Genomic DNA, 17,162 nt, shown 5'->3' on the forward strand with positions numbered 1-17,162 from the left:
CTTACTTATGATATATGGAACAGCATGGAAAAAAGAAGAAACTTCAAAACTAGTTGAACAAGCTCTTGTTTGTGGTTTTAAAGCTGTTGATACAGCATGCCAACCAAAACATTATAGAGAAGATTTAGTAGGCGTTGGTTTAGAAAATGCTTATAAAAAGGGTATAAAAAGAGAAGATATTTTTATTCAAACAAAGTTTACTCCAATAAATGGTCAAGATGAGAATAATATGCCTTATTTAGCTTCTGATGATATATTAACTCAATTAGAAAAATCATTTATGAAATCAAAAGAGAATTTAAAGACAGATTTTATTGATTCATATCTTGTTCACTCTCCATTTGGGCCAATTGAAGATTTAATAAAAGTTTTTAAAACAATGGAAGAGTTTGTACAATGTGGTCAGGTAGGGCAAATAGGGATTAGTAATTGTTATGATTTAAATTTACTTATTTACTTATATAATATTTTGGAGGTAAAACCAAAAGTTGTTCAAAATAGATTTTATAAAGATAGTGACTATGATAAACAAATAAGAGAATTTTGTAGACAAAAAGATATTACATATCAAAGCTTTTGGTCACTTACAGCAAATCCACATCTTTTAAGTAGTATAGAAGTTCAATCTCTTGCTATAAAATATAACAAAACAGTTCCTCAAATTTTTTATAGATTTTTAAAACACATTGGAATTACACCTTTAAATGGAACAACATCAAAAAAGCATGTAGAAGAAGATTTGGATATATTGAATTTTAAACTAGAAGATGAAGAAATACGTCAAGTAAATGCTTTATTATAAAAATAAGTACTTTAAAAGTACTTATTTTTTAATTTAGTTTTTCCACTTTACTTTGGGAGGATTGTATGTATTGATTTTTTCAAGTAGCTCTTTTGGCTCTGAAGTTTTTATTAGCATTTCTGAGTATTCTTTTTTCATAAAACCTTCTTGACACATATTATCAATCATAGAAAATAAATTGTCATAAAATCTATTTGTATTATAAAAAGCACAAGGTTTATTGTGATATCCAAGCTGTGCCCATGTCCAAACTTCAAATATTTCTTCAAAAGTACCAATTCCACCAGGAAGTGCTACAAAAGCATCAGCCATATTAGCCATAGTAGCTTTTCTTTCATGCATATTTTTTACTATTTTTAATTCAGTTATTCCTGTATGCCCAAGCTCTTTACCTTGTAAATCCTCAGGTATAACTCCATATACTTTTCCACCATTTTGCATTGCAGTTGAAGCTATTACTCCCATAAGACCAACATTTCCACCACCATATACTATATCAATGTTATTAAGTGCTAAATATTTACTAAGTTGTTTTGCAGCATTAGAATAAACTTCATTATCTCCAATACTTGAACCACAAAATATTGCTATTTTCATTATAAGAATCCTTAATTTAAAGATAGACTTACTTTAACGCGAATAAAGTTAAAACCCAGTTAAAGATAATATAAAAATATCTTTCTTGACATCTTTAAAAAAAGATATTATAATTTTACCAAACAATCGTTTGGGAAAAATATGGCAATAAAAAAAACATCAAGAGAAGAGATTTTACAAAAAGCTATTATACTTTTTAAAAAAAGAGGTTATTCAAATACTTCAATAGCAAATATTGCAGAAGAATGTGGTCTTATAAAAGGAAGTCTTTATCATCATTTTAAAAGTAAAGATGAAATAGGTTTGGAGTCATTAAAGTATATACATGAGTATTTTGATAAAAACGTTTATCAAATTGCTTATGATGATACTTTAAATAGTAAAGAAAAAATCAAACTGTTTGTAAAAAAAGTTGATGATTATTTCTTAAATAGTGAAGGTGGTTGTTTATTAGGCAATCTTGCTTTAGAAGTTTCTTATGAAAATAAAGAGTTTAAAATACTTATTAAAGAGTATTTTTTAGCATGGGAAAATGCTTTATTTAACATATTTAAAAATAAATATACAAATGATGAAGCAAGAAGATTATCAAGGGAGTGTGTTTCTTTAACACAAGGAGCTATTATGCTTATGAATCTTTACAATAGTAAAAAAGATTATTTAAGCGTTGGAGAAAAAATTATCAATCTAGTTTGATGATTTTTTTTAATCTATTTAATCAAACAATCGTTTGGTTGTAAAGGAAAATTATGAATTATTTGAAAAAATTTAAAGGACAAGGAGTTGCTCTTCCTAATAGAGTACATATAAAAGAGGTTTTATTTGCATTTATTGGTGGTTTTGTTGCTATAAGTATTATAGGATATATGACAGAAAGTTTTAATAATTTATTAGTATTAGGTTCTTTTGGAGCCTCTTGTGTACTTATTTTTGCTTATGAGAAAAGTCCATTTTCTCAACCAAGAAATGTAGTTTTTGGACATATACTTGCAACATTTGTAGGATTATTTTTCTTTCATTTTGTATCACAAGAGTGGTGGAGTATGGCTTTAGCTTTAGCTACTGCAATTTCAGCAATGATATTGACAAAAACAGTTCATCCTCCAGCTGGTTCTAATCCATTAATTGTTTTTTTACTTGCAGCAAATTGGGACTATTTAATATTTCCTACTTTATTTGGCTCTATAATTTTAGTTTTAACAGCATTATTTTATATAAATTTATACAAAAACAGAAATTATCCACAGTATTGGTAGGAAAAGATGAATATTTTTACAAAAGAACATAATGAATTAAGAGAAAAACATAATACAAAAAATATGTTTGAATACTATTTTGATACCATAGTAAATGATGAAATAGACAAGTCTTTAGCTAATTATTTGGAAGCTTTAGAGTATTTCTTTTTTGCAACGTCAAATAAAAATGGGAATACAAATGTAAATTTTAAAGGTAAAAAGTCTAAATATTTAATAAAAGTACTTGATGAAAAAACGCTTATTTTCCCTGATTATATTGGAAATGGAATATTTCATGGTGCAGGAGATATTTTGAGTAATCCAAATGTTGGATTATTATGTATAGATTTTTTAAATGATATAAGAGTTAAAATATCAGGAACTGCAGAAATAATAGATAATAAAAAAGAACTTTCAAAATATATGGATTTGTTTGATTCTTATGATATACAAAGAGTTATTGAAGTAAGGGTAAACTATATAATACCTAATTGTTCAAATAATTTAAGCATAGTAAGAGAAAGTATTTTGAAAAATTATAACTAGTAGAAAACCTACTAGTTATTTTACTTGTACTCCATAAGATTGAAGCATTTGTACCCAATTTACTTTATTACCATCTTTATCAAAAACAGCTGGTGTTCCTTGAACTCCAAGTTCTTGTCCAATTTTTATTTGTTTATCAAGATTTGCTTCTAATTGTCTTAATTTTTTTGGATCAATTTTTCTATTTTTAAAAGCAGGTGTATCTTTTGTAGTATTTACCATAGCTTTGATTTTTTCAGCTTGTGTTTTTTGACTCATAATATAAAGTGAGATATCTTTTGCATTTGCATGAAAATCTAAAGGAAAATAAAACACATTTATCTTAACTTTATCTTTTACTTGCTCTAAATATGATTCAAACTTTTTACAATATGGACACTCAGGATCTGTAAATAAGTAATATTCATCTTTTCCTGTCCCATAAGTAAAGGCTTGGTTTCCTTTTGCACTTGATAAGTCAGCTGGAACAGTAAGCTTTGATCCATCTGTTGTATTTAATACATCACCAGCAATTAAATACTTTTTATCTTTAGTTAAATAAATTTCATCTATCTTACCTCTAACTTCAACTCTTAATAGATATAGGCTTTGTGTATCATAAGCTTTTTTAACTTTTATATTTACACCTTTAAAAAGTTCTAAGTTTTCTATTTTTTTGATTTCATCTTTATTAAGCTCTGTTGCTGCGTTAAGTCCTGTTGTCAATGCTAACGCTAATAATAAATTTCTAGCAGTTTTTATCATATATTTTATCCTAATTAAAAAATTTATCAAATCATACAATGTTTATGTTTAGTATTTATAAAAACAATAAGAAAAAATATATAAATTTTTATATTTAAGTAAAACTTATATTTAATTATATAAGTATACTTATAATATATGTTGTTAAAAATGAAAAAATAATTCCATATCCAACTATGGCTGTACTTAATCTTGGAGCTAATCCTGCCATTGAAGCTATTGCTCCTGCTGTAATCATTGGAGCCATTCCTGCTTCAAAAATTGAAGTGATACCTGCAAGATTATACCAATTAAATAAAAGACAAATAGCATAGGCTATAAGTGGTGCTAAAATTAGTTTTATAAGTAAAGCAATACTAAGTGGTTGTAAATCATTTTTTGGTAATTTAAATTGAAGTTGTAAACCAACTGCAACAAGTGCAACAGGAACTAAAGTATTAGCAAATTTAGTTAAAACTTCAGTAATTAGAGGATGAAACTCTTGCCCAAGTAGCAAAAGTGCAAACATCAAAGCTATAAATGATGGAAAAGTTATTATTTTTATAACTATTACTTTTGGATGAATATTCCCACTTGAACTATAATATGCTGTAACAAAAGTACCATAAGCAGCTAAGGCTAAAAATGTACCTAATTGATCATATATCAGAACATAAGGTAAAGCTTGAGAACCTAAATATAACTCAATAATAGGAATACCCATTATTGAACTATTTGTTAAAATTGCTACTAAAAGTAAACTTCCCGTAACTTCTTTTGACCAAGATAAAACTTTTGAAAATAACAAAACAATAATTACGGATATTCCCATAACTAACCATGCAATGATTGTAGGTATTAATACATCAAATGAAAATGTAAGTTTTGGAACTTGAAGTAATATTATTGCTGGAAGGGGAATATAAATAATATATTTATTTAATATATTTGAGGTTTCTTCTGGAAATATCTTAAATTTTTGTAAGATATAACCAGCAAGAATAGCAATTGCAATTAATGCAAAGTTACCCATTATTTTTTAAAGCCAATTTTTTTTGATACAGCTACTTCACAACAGGCACCATCATCTGTGATTTCACCATGCTCTTTAGCATAAGAAATCCCCCATTCATACATCTCTTTTAGTACGGGTCTTAATCTTTTCCCTGCAGGAGTTAAAGAATAAACAACCTTTGGAGGAACTTCTGGAAATACTTCTCTATTTATTATATTTTTTTCTTCTAATTCTTTTAATTTTACAGTTAAAGTTTTCTGAGTAATCTCAGGGATACTTTCGTGTAAATCTTTAAATCTTTTATTTTCTTCTAATAAGTGCCATATAATAGATAGTTTCCATCTATCATTAAAAATATCTAAAGTTACTGCAACTGAGCACTTATATTCTTTATCATTTACTATATACATAAAATAAATCCTTTCTAATTGTTATTATATCATAAATTATATTTAATTCTATTACTTACCTAAAGTAAAGTAAGTTAAAATTAAGTTTATAAGGTATATAATTTTCAAAATTAAACAAGGATTTTCAATGAAAAATGTTTTGATTATAAATGGACACCAACATTATGATGTAGTTGCAAAAGGGGAGCTTACTGCTACTTATATCAATACAGCTACAAAACTTTTAGAAGAAAAAGGTTTTACTGTAAAGACTACTCATATTGAAAAGGGTTATGATATAAAAGAAGAGGCAGAAAAGTTAGTTTGGGCAGATTATGTGATTTTTCAATATCCAGTATATTGGATGAGTATGCCTTGGATTGCAAAAAAATATTTTGATGAAGTTTTAACTCAAGGAGTTCATTACTCAAGTGATGGAAGAAGTAGAGAAGATGCTTCAAAAACTTATGGAAGTGGTGGATTATTAAATGGTAAGTATATGTTATCTTTAACTTATAACTGTCCAGTTTCTGAATTTGATAATGAAAAAGGTTTCTTTGATGGTTTATCTTTAGATGAAGCTCATGTTGCTGTTCATAAGATCTTCCAATTTTGTGGAATGACTCCACTAGAGAGTTATGCAGTGCATGATATTTTCAAGGGTGATTTAGATTTAGATGCAGAGTTATCTAAGTTTACAAATATTTTAGAAAATAACTTTAAGGCTTAATGTTATGAGTCAAGTTATAATAGTTGCTAAGTTAAAAGTAAAAGAAGAGTTTTTAGATGAAGTTTATCAAGAGTTGGTTAAACTTCATTCAAATACACACAAGTTTGATGATGGTTGTATTCAATATGATTTACACCAGGATACAGAAGATAAGTACTCATTTACTTTTGTTGAAACATGGGCAAATCAAGAGGCTTTATCAAATCATGAGAAAAAAGAACATTTTATCTCATTTGTAAATGCTTTAGAAGATAAACTTGAAAGTTTAAATATAGACAAATTAAAAAAACTAGATATATAAGGATTTAAAGATGGAAAAAACTTTTATGGAAGCAATGGATTTTAGACATGCTTGTAAGGTATTTGATGAAACAAAAAAAATTTCAAATGATGAAATCAATTTTATATTAGAAGTCGCTCGTAAATCTCCTTCTTCTTTTGGTATGGAGCCTTGGAAGTTTTTAGTTATCACAAATGAAGATTTTAAAGCAAAAATTAGACCTGCTTGTTGGGATCAAGTACAAATTACATCTTGTTCTCATTTAGTGATTATTTTAGCAGCAATTGAGGGTGTTAAACCTGAGTCAGGAATTCCAAAAAGGAAATTTGGAAGAAGAGAAATGCCAGAAGAAAAACTGAACTTTTATTTAAATCTTTATTCAGATCATTTGAAACAAACATTGTCATCTGATGAAAATATATATAATTGGACAGCACGACAAACTTATATAGCAGCAGGTAATATGATGACAGCTGCAGCTAGTATTGGTATTGATTCTTGTCCTATAGAAGGGTTTGAAAAAGATAAACTTGACAAAATTTTAGAATTAGATACAAGTAAATATCAAACATCAATGGTTTTACCTTTTGGTTATAGAATAAATGAACAATCTACTCAACAAAGGGAAAAATTAGAAGATATTGTAGAATTTATAGACTAATTATCATTAAATTACTAGATTTAAGATTTTATTTAATAACTAAATGATATGTTAGTAAGCATCATTACTTTAATTTGATGTAAAGTACTATAAAAAGGTGTTTAAATGAGTAATATTTTTATAAATGCAACTACAAACATAAGACTTAAATCAGTATTAATAATAAATAGTAATAGTAAATTTATGAAAGATATGACATTTTATAATAAAGATAATTTATATAAAATGTCATTTTATGAGGTTGAAGATTTTGAATTTTTCTGTGAACAAATTTCAACTTTTGATTTGATTGTATTTGATAATAGAAGTAAACGAATAAAAGATTTTATAAAGTTATTTGAATCAAAATTTTCTTATAGATTAAATATTCCTACAATTTTACTAGAGAGTGAATTTGATGAAAATCAGATTATTTACAAAGGTTCAAATGTATATTCAGTATTTTATGAACCAATAGATGAGAAGCAGTTAACTTTAAATATAAGTTTATTTTTAAACTACCAAACCCAAAATCAAAGACTTGAATTTGATAAAGGTTTTTATTTTGATATTTCAAGAGATGAGCTTTTTTATGATAAAAAGATTGTAAAGCTTACAAGAACAGAAAAAAGTTTAATTAAACTACTTATTGAAAGAAAAGATGAGTTAGTTACTTATGAAAGCATAGAAAAAATTGTTTGGAAAAATAAAAACTTTTCTAAATATACTTTAAGAAATATTGTAAAACATATAAGAGAAAAAACAAATGAATCTTTTATAAAGAACTCTTCAAATAGAGGATATATTATAAATACATTATAAATTGTGTGTATTATTTAAAAAATATTATTTTAAATAATACACCATCTTCAGTATTTTCTACATCAATTTTACCATTTGAATGTTTTTCAAGAATACTTTTACAAATATATAATCCTAATCCTGTACCATTTTTACTTTTTTTCGTAGTGAAATAAGGTGTAAATATTTTTGATATAATATCATTTTTTATTCCACCTGCATTATCTTTAATCAAAATTGCTTGATAATTTTCTTTTTCATCAAAAGATATATTGATAGTTGCATTTTCTATTTCTCTATGAATAAAAGCATCTTTTGAATTATTTAATATATTAATTATGACTTGTATCATCTCATTTTTATGTAAATACAAAGGAACACATTTTTTATTTTCAATAACTATAGATATATTTTGATTTTCAAAAGATGTTCTTAAAATTCTCATTGTATCATGAATTAATTCTTGACTTGTAACTAAACTTTGTGCTTTTTGAGGTTTGAAATAGTCTCTAAAGTCATCAATTGTCTTAGACATATACTGTAAATAATCACTTATTTCATCGGCTTTTTTCTCTACAAACTCTTTATCAAGCTTATTCATTTTTACTTTCATTTTTAATCTTGTAGTTATACTTGCTACTGCATTTAAAGGCTGTCTCCATTGATGTGCAATAACAGATATCATTTCACCCATCGCAGCTAATCTTGATTGTTCTATTAACATTTCTTCTTTTTTTTTAATTTCACTCATATCTAAAACAGATACCATTTTACATTCTTTTTCATGTAGAATGATAGTTCTTATTTTTATGATAGCAGGAATAATTGTGCCTGTTTTAGATAAAAGGGCAATTTCTTGGAAAGTTCTACTATTATATTTTAAATATTTCTTGTTTGAAGTTGGAATTAGTATTCCTGTTGCTAAATTGCCAATAAGTTCATCTTCATTTTCATAGTTTAGTATTTTTACTAAAGATTTATTTACATTTTTTATAAACCCATTTTCTATTATTAGTATTCCTTCAATTGTATTATCTAAAATATGTTTTAGTTCTAAAGAAATAGAGCTAGTTTTTCCCATATATAAATCCTTTTAATGTAAATATTATTATAATACATCTATTATTTCATTATGATAAGGAAATCTTTATGATTGATTATATTTTTTTAGAAAAATATACAGAAAATATCAATGTGTTATTTGTTGAAGATGATGACTCTATTAGAAAATCAACAAAAGAGCTTTTAGAAGATATATTTCAAAAGAAAATTATTACAGCAAAAGATGGTAAGGAAGGTTTTGAAAAATATATAGATTTTTATAAACAAAATAATAAATATTTTGATTTAGTTATTACAGATATTGAAATGCCAAATATGGATGGTATAGAATTGACAAAACTAATTTATAATGAAAATCATAAACAACCTTTAATAGTTTTATCTGCACATAATGAATCTGAATATTTAATGGATTTAGTGAATATTGGCATATCTCAATTTATATTAAAACCTATTCAGTTTGAAAATTTTACAGAAATAATATATAAAGTATCAAAAGATATTTATATGAATTCAAAAGATAATGAAGAACAAAGTATTCCCAAAAATATTATACATCTAGCAGAAACTTTGATTTGGGATAAAAACAAAAAACAACTTTTTTTAGAAAATCAAGCTGTTAAACTTACAAAAAAAGAGTATTTATTTTTTGAGTTACTTTTAAAAACACCAGAAAAAACTTCTTCAAATGAAGAAATAATGTTTTTTTTATGGAAAGATGATGAAGATAAACAACCAGATATTTCAAATTTAAAAAATATAATCTCAAGATTAAGAAAAAAAGTACCTAGCTTAAAAGTAGAGAACATTTATGGTCTAGGTTATAAAATAAGTACTCTTTCTTAATCTTTAACTATTTAATTATAGGAGCAAATGCTTTAGTCCCAACATTTATACGTGAACCAATCTTTAAGTCTTTGGCTTCTATATTGCTTAAAACTACTTCAACTAACTGTTGTCCTATACTTACAATAGCTATATGCACAACATCTACTTTTATAATATCAAGAATTTCTCCTTCAAAAGAAAACTTTTGTGAACCTTGAGTTTTTAAAAGTATATCTTTTGCTAAACCATCATTTGTAATTTTTCCATCTTCTAAAACAATAACTCTATTTGATAGTTTATAAATTTCTCGTGGATCATGACTAACCATAATAGTTGTAGTTTTAAACTCATTATGTAAAGCTAAGATTTCAGTTTGTAGTTTATCCCTCATCTTGGGGTCTAATGCTGATAATGGTTCATCAAGTAATAAAAGAGTTGGTTTATTCATCATCGCTCTACAAATACTAACTCTTTGTTTTTGTCCACCACTCAAACTTTTGGGATGTCTATTTTCTAGTTTTTGTAAATCTGTCATCTTTAAAAGTTTTAATGCTAAGTTTTTGTCTTTTTTTACATATAAAAGATTTTCTAAAACAGTCATATTCTCAAAGAGTGCATAATCTTGAAATACAAAACCTATATTTCTTTTTTGGATACTTAAAGCACTTTTATCATCAAGCCAAGTTTTATCATCTACACAAATATTTCCTTTTGCACTTTCTAAACCTGCTAAAACTCTAAGAAGGGTAGTTTTCCCACTCCCGCTTTTACCTGTAAGAGCAATAAAATCACCTTTTTGTATCTGAACATCAATATCAAGGTTTATTTTTCCTATTTGTCCTAAAAGCTCTTTTTTTATTTTTATTTTTATCATATAAAACTCTTTTTTTGTTTACTATTAAATATATAAACCCCTAAAAGTACTAAAAAGCTTAGTACTAACATAATAGCACTATATATATGAGCCATATTATAATCTAGTATTTCAACAAATTCATATATTGCTACAGATGCAACTTTTGTCTCACCTGGAATACTTCCACCTATCATTAAAACAACTCCAAATTCTCCTACTGTATGAGCAAAAGTTACTATTAGTGCAGTAAGAAGTGAGGGTTTTATATTTGGCAAAGCTACTTTTATAAGTGTTTTTAATTTGCTTTTTCCACTTATATAACTAGCTTCAATCATGTTTTTATTAAGGTTTTCAAAGCCACTTTGTAAAGGCTGAACCATAAAAGGTAGGCTATAAAAACAACTAGCTATTACTAAACCTGTAAAATTAAAAACCAATTGTATTCCAAAAATTTCTTCAAAGAACTGACCGATAAAAGAGTTTGAAGATAAAGCCCATAACAAATAAAATCCAATAACAGAAGGAGGTAAAACTATAGGTAAAGCACTAAATGCTTCAATAAGAGGTTTTATTTTGGATTTTGTTTGACTAAGCCACCAAGATAAGGGCAGAGCGATTATAAACAAAATAGCAGTTGTAATAAAAGCTAATTTAAAAGAGATAAAAAAAGGAGTTAAATTTAAATTTGATAATAATTCAAACATCTAATATCTCCAATATTGATATCTCACTAGCTTTAATAAAAACATGAACCTCATCATCTTTTTGTAAAACCATTTGTTTTGAAGCACTAGCTGTAATGATTGATTCTAGTAAAACACCATTTATATCAAGTAAAATACAACTTAATAGTTCCCCATTATCTACATGGTTTATTTTTGCATGAATTTTGTTGCTACAACTTAACATTCCTGTAATATTTTTTGCTATTGTAATTTGAGTTGATTTTATACTTAAAGATACTTTTGTTCCTATTTTTATCCTATTACTAAGTTCTAAACTCATCATTTTTAAAGTTACACCATTAAAGTCAAATTCTACAATATGTATACTTTTTTGACTTTGTATATTTTTTATAGTTGCTTTTATCATATACAATACCTTATTTTACTATATATCCATATTTTTCTAAAATAGTTTTTGCTTCTTTTGATTGAAGAAAATCATAAAAGGCTTTTGCTTCATTTTTTTCTTTTGCTCTTTTTAAAATAACTACACCTTGTTTGATAGGAGTATAAAGTTTAGTATCAATATCTGTATAGTTTATACCCTGTTTATAGTTTGACATTTTAGGGCTATAAAGCATTGATTTCGCAATAAGTCCTATATTTGCTGCTGTAAAAGTATATGATAGTGTTTGAGAAATTGATTCCCCATATACAAATTTGTTTTTTACATTATCTAGTATTTTGGCATTATTTAGTGCCTCAAATGCAGCTTCTCCATAAGGTGCTGTTTTTGGGTTTGCTATAGCTATGATTTTTATGTTTTTATTTTTTAGAATATCTAAGCCTTTTTCAAAGTTTTGTTTTTCTTTACTAAATAAGGCCAAAGAGCCTTTAGCATAAACTATTGGTTTATTTATTGTAAGGCCATTTTCATATAAATTTTGTGGATATTTCATATTTGCAGACATAAAAATATCATAGGGTGCTTTATTTTTTATTTGAGCAGTTAGTTTACCACTACTTCCTAATGTAATATTTATTTTTGTATCACTTTGCTTTTTATTAAAGGCTTTTTTTAAATCATTAATTGCATAAGATACATTTGCCGCAACTGCAATATTTAAAGTTTGCGCATAACTTACGCAAGATAATAGTGCCATTGTTGTAAGTATTTTTTTCATTTTATTTTCCTACCATAATATCATTTGATTTTATATATGCATATACTGTTTTTCCAACTTCAAGATTTAAGTTTTTAACAGCACCTGTTGTAATAATAGAAGTTATAGTTTCATTTTCACTTATATCAATAGTAACTTCACTATTTGTAGAATTCTTAGTAATTGACTTAATAGTACCTTTTATTCTATTTCTTGCACTAATTACTATATCTTCACTGGTAGAAAGCAATATATTGTTTGAGTTAAATATTGCTGTAACTTCATCACCTTTTTTTATATTCAAAGACACAAGTGCTTCGTATGCAATATTAGCAAAGAGTTCATGTCCACTTTTAGGAACGATGATGATATTTGCATTTACTTCATTTGAGACGATTTTATCTACTTTTCCAATTATTTGATTTCTAGCACTTATTTGCATAGCAAGTCTTCCTATTGTTTTAAATGTTCCTGTATCAATATTTGTTAACTCATTTAATTTATTCATAAATCTTGATTGTTCTTCTTTTAAAAATAAATAAGTGTTGATAATACTTTCTCCATAAGAAGTAAGAGCAGTACCACCTCCACCTTTTCCACCTGTTTCTTTTGATACTAAAGCTGTCGAAGATAGGTTATTCATACTATCTATTGCATCCCATGCAGCTTTATAGCTCATTGGTACAGCTTTTGCAGCTTTTGAGATAGAACCGTGTTCTTTTATTGCTAGAAGTAGCTCTATTCTTTTTTCTAATAAAAAAGGCTGATTAAATAGTTCTAGGGTTAGGTTTGATGATATATTCATATCTTTCCTTATATATTCAAGTATATAACGTTTAGAAAATACTACCGCTATATACCTTAATATATAATGAAAGAACTACTAGTAAAAAACTCTGTGTATAATATTTATATAGGTTAAAAATATTTATATATCAGTTGTTATTAAATTGCTTTGCTTAAAAAGAAAAATTTTTATTCTTATATGACATTTGTAAAATTGATAACATACTATTAGTTATACATACTTATAAAAATTACTAAAAGCAAATATTATTTATAATTTTTATGTATAATTTTTAATACTATTATATATTTAAATAGTATCAGATTATTTTTATTTGTTTTATTTACAATAAATTTTTTTTTGATATAGTTATGCATTTTAAATAAGGAATACAAATGGCTATCAAAAAAGATCAATTAGTAACTATGACATTTGAATTAAAAGTTGATGATAGAATTATCGAAAGCAATATGGGTGAAAAGCCAATGACATTTGCCTTTGGTTCTGGACAATTATTACCTGGTTTTGAAGAATTAATTACAGATATAAATGAAGGTGAAACAAGAACAGTAACAGTTCTAAGTGATAAGGCGTATGGACCTTATGATGAAACTTTAAATGAAAAAGTTCCAGTTAGAGAGTTTGAGGGAATTGATTTACAAATAGGAATGGTTTTAGAAGGTGAAGCACAAGATGGTTCTATATTTAAAGCAACTGTAACTGATGTTACAAAAGAGGAAGTAACAGTTGATTATAATCATCCTTTAGCAGGAAAAGACTTAGTATTTAAAGTATTTATTGAAAAAATAGTTTAATACAAAAACTTTAATAAGGTAGATAGTTTTTAAATACTATATCTACCTTATTTATTCTTTTTAACTCTACAGTAAACTTAAAACTCTTATGTTATAATTGCGTTTATATAAAACATAAGGTATTTAAATAATGGAAATGTCGCAAGATAAGACACAAAAATTTGTTGTAAAATTCTTTCCTGAAATTATGGTAAAAGGATCAAAAGCTAAAAGACAAATGGTTGGACAGCTTTATAATAATTTACAAACAGTACTACATAATATAGATGAAAAAATCACAGTAAAAAAATTTTCTGATAAGATGGAAATCACTTGTGATAATAGTTTAATACAACAAGTAAGAGAGAAACTAAAAGATACACCAGGTATAGAGCTAATACTGGAAGTATTACAGTTTGAAAATGTAAAAACTTTAGATGAAATAAAAGAAAAAGTAAACAAACTTACTTCCCATGAAATTCAAAATAAAACTTTTGTAGTTAGAGCAAAAAGAAGTGGTACGCACGATTTTAAATCGACAGATATTGAACAAACTGTTGGTGGATATATGTTAGCACATAATGAAACTAAAGGTGTTGATTTAAAGAATGCAGAAGTTACAATTAACATTGAGCTTGTACATAATCAATTAAATATAGTTACTAAGAAGTATAGAGGTTTATCAGGTTTCCCTATAGGAACTCAAAACTCTATTTTATCATTGATGTCTGGTGGTTTTGATTCAACAGTTGCCTCATATCTTACTATGAAAAGAGGAATTAAAACACACTTTATCTTCTTTAATCTTGGTGGAATTGCACATGAAATAGGTGTTAAACAGGTTGCTTATTATTTATGGAATAAGTTTGGTTCTTCTCATAGAGTAAGTTTTACTTCTGTACCTTTTGACGATGTTGTAACGGAGATTTTTAAATCTACAAGTGAACCATATATGGGAGTTACATTAAAAAGACTTATGGTTATGGCAGCTGAAAAAATAGCTGATGAAATGAAAATAGATGCTTTATTGACAGGTGAGAGTGTAGCACAGGTTTCAAGTCAAACCTTAAGAAATTTAGCTTTAATTGATAAAGTTTCAAATAAATTAATTTTAAGACCTTTATCTACAATGAATAAACCAGAAATTATAGAAATAGCAACTAAAATTGGTACAAAAAGATTTGCTGAAACAATGCCTGAGTATTGTGGTGTTATTTCAAAAAGTCCAGTTACACATGGCTCTTTTGATAGAATGGAAAAAGAAGCTAAGGCTTTTAATTATGAAGTACTAGATAAAGCAGTGCAAGACGCTGTAGTTGTAAATGTAGATGAAATAGCAGATGATGTAAATGAAATAGGACAAATTGATGTTGTTACTGATTTATCTACAGGTGATTATACGGTGATTGATATAAGACAAGGTGATGATTGTATAAGTACAAGTGTCCAAACACTAAAAATACCATTTTATAAACTAAAATCTGAGTTTAGAAAACTTCCTCAAGATAAAGAGTATCTTTTTTATTGTGATAAAGGTATCTTAAGCCAATTACATGCACAATTTTTAAGAGATTCAGAAAACTTAAATAATATTAAAGTTTATAGACCAGAAAAAAAACAATAATCATTTCAAAAAGAGTAAAAAGCTCTTTTTGATTAAATAACTCATCTTTATGCCTAAAAATAGGCAATCTAATAAAAACTAAAGCAAATAAAAACTAAAATTTAATATATATAATAAAAGGTTGAAAATGACAAGTTTATCTGCAGTTGAGAGCTGGTTAGAAGAACACTCAATTGAGAATTATACTATTTCAGAAGATTTATATATTACTGTTCATGGTAGTGTGAATTTAAATGAAAAAATAAAAGAGAAAACACTTCCTGTAAAATTTAAATTAGTAAATGGCTATTTTGATATAAGTAACAACTCTTTAGAGAGTTTAGAAGGTTGCCCAGAAAAAGTTGGAAAAGATTTTAATTGTTCAAAGAATGAATTAGATTCTCTATTAGGAGCTCCTATAAGAGTTGGAGATTTTGATTGTTCTCACAATAAGTTAACATCTCTTTCTTACTGTCCTAAAGAAGTAATAGGTTTTTTTAATTGCTCAAACAATCAATTGACTTCTATAAAAGGAAGCCCAAGAACAATAAAAGGCTATTTTAGATGTGAATACAATAAAATAGAGTCTTTAAAAGGTGGGCCTAAATATATAGATGCGTATTTTGATTGTTCACACAATTATATAAAAGAGTTAAATGGAGGGCCTATTACTGTTGTTCAAGATTATATTTGTAATGGCAACCTTCTAAAAAGCCTTGATGGTATTGCTGATACTATTGGATGGGATGTACAAACTGATATTAGATTAAATAAACTTGCTAATAGTTACAATGAAGAAGAAAAGATTTGGAAATATAAAGGTAAAGATGTTGTTTCTCATGTATATAAACCTATAGTGGCTTTATGTAATAAAGAAGATATTAGTCGATGGTTAAGTAAGCATGATATTAAAAACTTTGAAATATTGCCAAATAACTCTGTAAATGTAAAAGGAAGTGTAAAACTATCTGACAAACTAGCTAATCTTTCAAAACTTCCACTTAGTTTTAACGAAGTAGAAGGGGACTTTGATATAAGTAATAATGAACTAATTTCACTTGAGGGTTGTCCTAAAATAGTTCATGGTGACTTTTTAGCTTTTAAAAATGAACTTTCATCTTTAAAAGGTGGGCCAAAACAAGTTAGTGGAAGTTTTATTATTTTGAAAAATAATATTGATTCTTTAAAGTTTTCACCATCTTTGGTAAAAGAGGATTATATTTGTTCTCATAATCCATTAAGAGATTTAGATGGAATAAATAATGTTCAAGGCTCTATTTTTACAGGTGTTTTTATCCCAAATGTAAAAGCACAAAAATATGTTTATAATTCGGTTACAACATATAAGTATCCAGGAGAGGGTATTGCAGAATATTTAGATAAAGTTTACGTAACATTAACAGAAGAAGAAAGAGTATACGAAAAAACAAAAGTAAATTTAAGAAATGCTATTTCAAGACTTATTGAATCAAATAGTTTAAAAAAAGAGATGATAAATGATACTTTAATTAAAAATCTTGAAAAGTACCATTTAGATGAAATAAAACATAAAGTTCTTCAAATCAAAAACCCTAAACCAAGAAGCAAAGAAGATTTAACTGAGAGTGATGTCTTAAAAATGGCATTTGAAGTGGAATTATAAG

Annotated in this window: 22 protein-coding genes; 12 read left to right on the forward strand and 10 right to left on the reverse strand. The window is 26.4% G+C overall.

What is annotated here, in order from left to right; translation table 11 throughout:
- The first annotated feature begins 7 nt into the window (after nt 1-7).
- On the forward strand, nt 8-802 hold the full coding sequence (locus ACH5BK_RS01105; RefSeq protein WP_404303928.1) for an aldo/keto reductase family protein: 795 nt from the start codon (nt 8-10) through the stop codon (nt 800-802).
- Between the two features lie 33 nt (nt 803-835).
- Here ACH5BK_RS01105 and ACH5BK_RS01110 read toward each other — a convergent pair whose 3' ends face one another.
- Nucleotides 836-1,399: a TIGR00730 family Rossman fold protein gene (locus tag ACH5BK_RS01110; RefSeq protein ID WP_404303929.1), complete on the reverse strand. Its 564-nt coding sequence runs from the start codon at nt 1,397-1,399 to the stop codon at nt 836-838.
- Between the two features lie 141 nt (nt 1,400-1,540).
- Between ACH5BK_RS01110 and ACH5BK_RS01115 the strand changes: the two genes are divergently transcribed.
- The 3 genes from ACH5BK_RS01115 to ACH5BK_RS01125 are packed head-to-tail and all read left to right on the forward strand — an operon-like array spanning nt 1,541 to nt 3,183.
- Nucleotides 1,541-2,095 carry a TetR/AcrR family transcriptional regulator gene (locus ACH5BK_RS01115; protein ID WP_404303930.1) on the forward strand — a complete coding sequence of 185 codons (555 nt, stop codon included), beginning with the start codon at nt 1,541-1,543 and terminating at the stop codon, nt 2,093-2,095.
- Nucleotides 2,096-2,148: 53 nt separating this feature from the next.
- The gene (locus ACH5BK_RS01120; RefSeq protein ID WP_404303932.1) at nt 2,149-2,655 is read left to right on the forward strand and encodes an HPP family protein; all 507 of its coding nucleotides are present in this window, start codon (nt 2,149-2,151) and stop codon (nt 2,653-2,655) included.
- Between the two features lie 6 nt (nt 2,656-2,661).
- Nucleotides 2,662-3,183 carry a pyridoxamine 5'-phosphate oxidase family protein gene (locus ACH5BK_RS01125; protein WP_404303933.1) on the forward strand — a complete coding sequence of 174 codons (522 nt, stop codon included), beginning with the start codon at nt 2,662-2,664 and terminating at the stop codon, nt 3,181-3,183.
- A gap of 15 nt (nt 3,184-3,198) precedes the next feature.
- On the opposite strand, the gene ACH5BK_RS01130 is transcribed toward ACH5BK_RS01125, so the two are convergent.
- The 3 genes from ACH5BK_RS01130 to ACH5BK_RS01140 all read right to left on the reverse strand — a co-directional run bounded on the left by ACH5BK_RS01130 (nt 3,199) and on the right by ACH5BK_RS01140 (nt 5,331).
- Nucleotides 3,199-3,927 (reverse strand): DsbC family protein, encoded by a 729-nt coding sequence (locus tag ACH5BK_RS01130; protein ID WP_404303934.1) that lies wholly within the window; start codon nt 3,925-3,927, stop codon nt 3,199-3,201.
- 115 nt (nt 3,928-4,042) lie between these two features.
- Nucleotides 4,043-4,939 carry an AEC family transporter gene (locus ACH5BK_RS01135; protein WP_404303936.1) on the reverse strand — a complete coding sequence of 299 codons (897 nt, stop codon included), beginning with the start codon at nt 4,937-4,939 and terminating at the stop codon, nt 4,043-4,045.
- Complete coding sequence (locus ACH5BK_RS01140) at nt 4,939-5,331, reverse strand: winged helix-turn-helix transcriptional regulator (RefSeq protein ID WP_404303938.1); 393 nt, start codon at nt 5,329-5,331, stop codon at nt 4,939-4,941. The genes ACH5BK_RS01135 and ACH5BK_RS01140 overlap by 1 nt, the downstream gene beginning before the upstream one ends.
- Nucleotides 5,332-5,458: 127 nt before the next feature.
- Here ACH5BK_RS01140 and ACH5BK_RS01145 point away from each other — a divergent pair, with 127 nt between their 5' ends.
- From ACH5BK_RS01145 to ACH5BK_RS01160, 4 genes are all read left to right on the forward strand, one after another.
- The gene (locus ACH5BK_RS01145) at nt 5,459-6,040 is read left to right on the forward strand and encodes an NAD(P)H-dependent oxidoreductase (protein WP_404303940.1); all 582 of its coding nucleotides are present in this window, start codon (nt 5,459-5,461) and stop codon (nt 6,038-6,040) included.
- Between the two features lie 4 nt (nt 6,041-6,044).
- Complete coding sequence (locus ACH5BK_RS01150; protein ID WP_404303941.1) at nt 6,045-6,341, forward strand: putative quinol monooxygenase; 297 nt, start codon at nt 6,045-6,047, stop codon at nt 6,339-6,341.
- A 10-nt stretch (nt 6,342-6,351) separates the two neighbouring features.
- Entirely contained in the window at nt 6,352-6,981 is a 630-nt protein-coding gene (locus tag ACH5BK_RS01155) for an NAD(P)H-dependent oxidoreductase (RefSeq protein ID WP_404303943.1), read from the forward strand.
- Between the two features lie 105 nt (nt 6,982-7,086).
- Nucleotides 7,087-7,782: a transcriptional regulator gene (locus ACH5BK_RS01160; protein WP_404303944.1), complete on the forward strand. Its 696-nt coding sequence runs from the start codon at nt 7,087-7,089 to the stop codon at nt 7,780-7,782.
- A gap of 10 nt (nt 7,783-7,792) precedes the next feature.
- Here ACH5BK_RS01160 and ACH5BK_RS01165 read toward each other — a convergent pair whose 3' ends face one another.
- Nucleotides 7,793-8,842, reverse strand: a complete 1,050-nt coding sequence (locus tag ACH5BK_RS01165; protein ID WP_404303945.1) for an ATP-binding protein — start codon at nt 8,840-8,842, stop codon at nt 7,793-7,795.
- 68 nt (nt 8,843-8,910) lie between these two features.
- Here ACH5BK_RS01165 and ACH5BK_RS01170 point away from each other — a divergent pair, with 68 nt between their 5' ends.
- On the forward strand, nt 8,911-9,669 hold the full coding sequence (locus ACH5BK_RS01170) for a response regulator transcription factor (RefSeq protein ID WP_404303946.1): 759 nt from the start codon (nt 8,911-8,913) through the stop codon (nt 9,667-9,669).
- Between the two features lie 7 nt (nt 9,670-9,676).
- Here ACH5BK_RS01170 and ACH5BK_RS01175 read toward each other — a convergent pair whose 3' ends face one another.
- The 5 genes from ACH5BK_RS01175 to ACH5BK_RS01195 are packed head-to-tail and all read right to left on the reverse strand — an operon-like array spanning nt 9,677 to nt 13,140.
- A complete protein-coding gene (locus ACH5BK_RS01175) occupies nt 9,677-10,525 on the reverse strand; it encodes an ABC transporter ATP-binding protein (protein ID WP_404303947.1) in 849 nt (282 codons plus the stop codon).
- Complete coding sequence (gene modB, locus ACH5BK_RS01180) at nt 10,522-11,211, reverse strand: molybdate ABC transporter permease subunit (RefSeq protein ID WP_404303948.1); 690 nt, start codon at nt 11,209-11,211, stop codon at nt 10,522-10,524. The genes ACH5BK_RS01175 and modB overlap by 4 nt, the downstream gene beginning before the upstream one ends.
- Entirely contained in the window at nt 11,204-11,599 is a 396-nt protein-coding gene (locus ACH5BK_RS01185) for a TOBE domain-containing protein (protein WP_404303949.1), read from the reverse strand. The genes modB and ACH5BK_RS01185 overlap by 8 nt, the downstream gene beginning before the upstream one ends.
- A 10-nt stretch (nt 11,600-11,609) precedes the next feature.
- Nucleotides 11,610-12,356: a molybdate ABC transporter substrate-binding protein gene (gene modA, locus ACH5BK_RS01190; RefSeq protein WP_404303950.1), complete on the reverse strand. Its 747-nt coding sequence runs from the start codon at nt 12,354-12,356 to the stop codon at nt 11,610-11,612.
- Between the two features lies 1 nt (nt 12,357).
- Complete coding sequence (locus tag ACH5BK_RS01195; protein WP_404303951.1) at nt 12,358-13,140, reverse strand: TOBE domain-containing protein; 783 nt, start codon at nt 13,138-13,140, stop codon at nt 12,358-12,360.
- A gap of 377 nt (nt 13,141-13,517) precedes the next feature.
- Here ACH5BK_RS01195 and ACH5BK_RS01200 point away from each other — a divergent pair, with 377 nt between their 5' ends.
- From ACH5BK_RS01200 to ACH5BK_RS01210, 3 genes are all read left to right on the forward strand, one after another.
- Nucleotides 13,518-13,937, forward strand: a complete 420-nt coding sequence (locus tag ACH5BK_RS01200) for a peptidylprolyl isomerase (protein ID WP_404303952.1) — start codon at nt 13,518-13,520, stop codon at nt 13,935-13,937.
- Between the two features lie 130 nt (nt 13,938-14,067).
- Entirely contained in the window at nt 14,068-15,540 is a 1,473-nt protein-coding gene (gene thiI / locus ACH5BK_RS01205; protein ID WP_404303954.1) for a tRNA uracil 4-sulfurtransferase ThiI, read from the forward strand.
- A 127-nt stretch (nt 15,541-15,667) separates the two neighbouring features.
- Nucleotides 15,668-17,161: a hypothetical protein gene (locus ACH5BK_RS01210; RefSeq protein WP_404303955.1), complete on the forward strand. Its 1,494-nt coding sequence runs from the start codon at nt 15,668-15,670 to the stop codon at nt 17,159-17,161.
- Nucleotide 17,162: the final 1 nt, after the last annotated feature.

This window comes from Arcobacter sp. YIC-80 (assembly GCF_044841725.1).
Classification (GTDB): Bacteria; Campylobacterota; Campylobacteria; order Campylobacterales; family Arcobacteraceae; genus Arcobacter_B.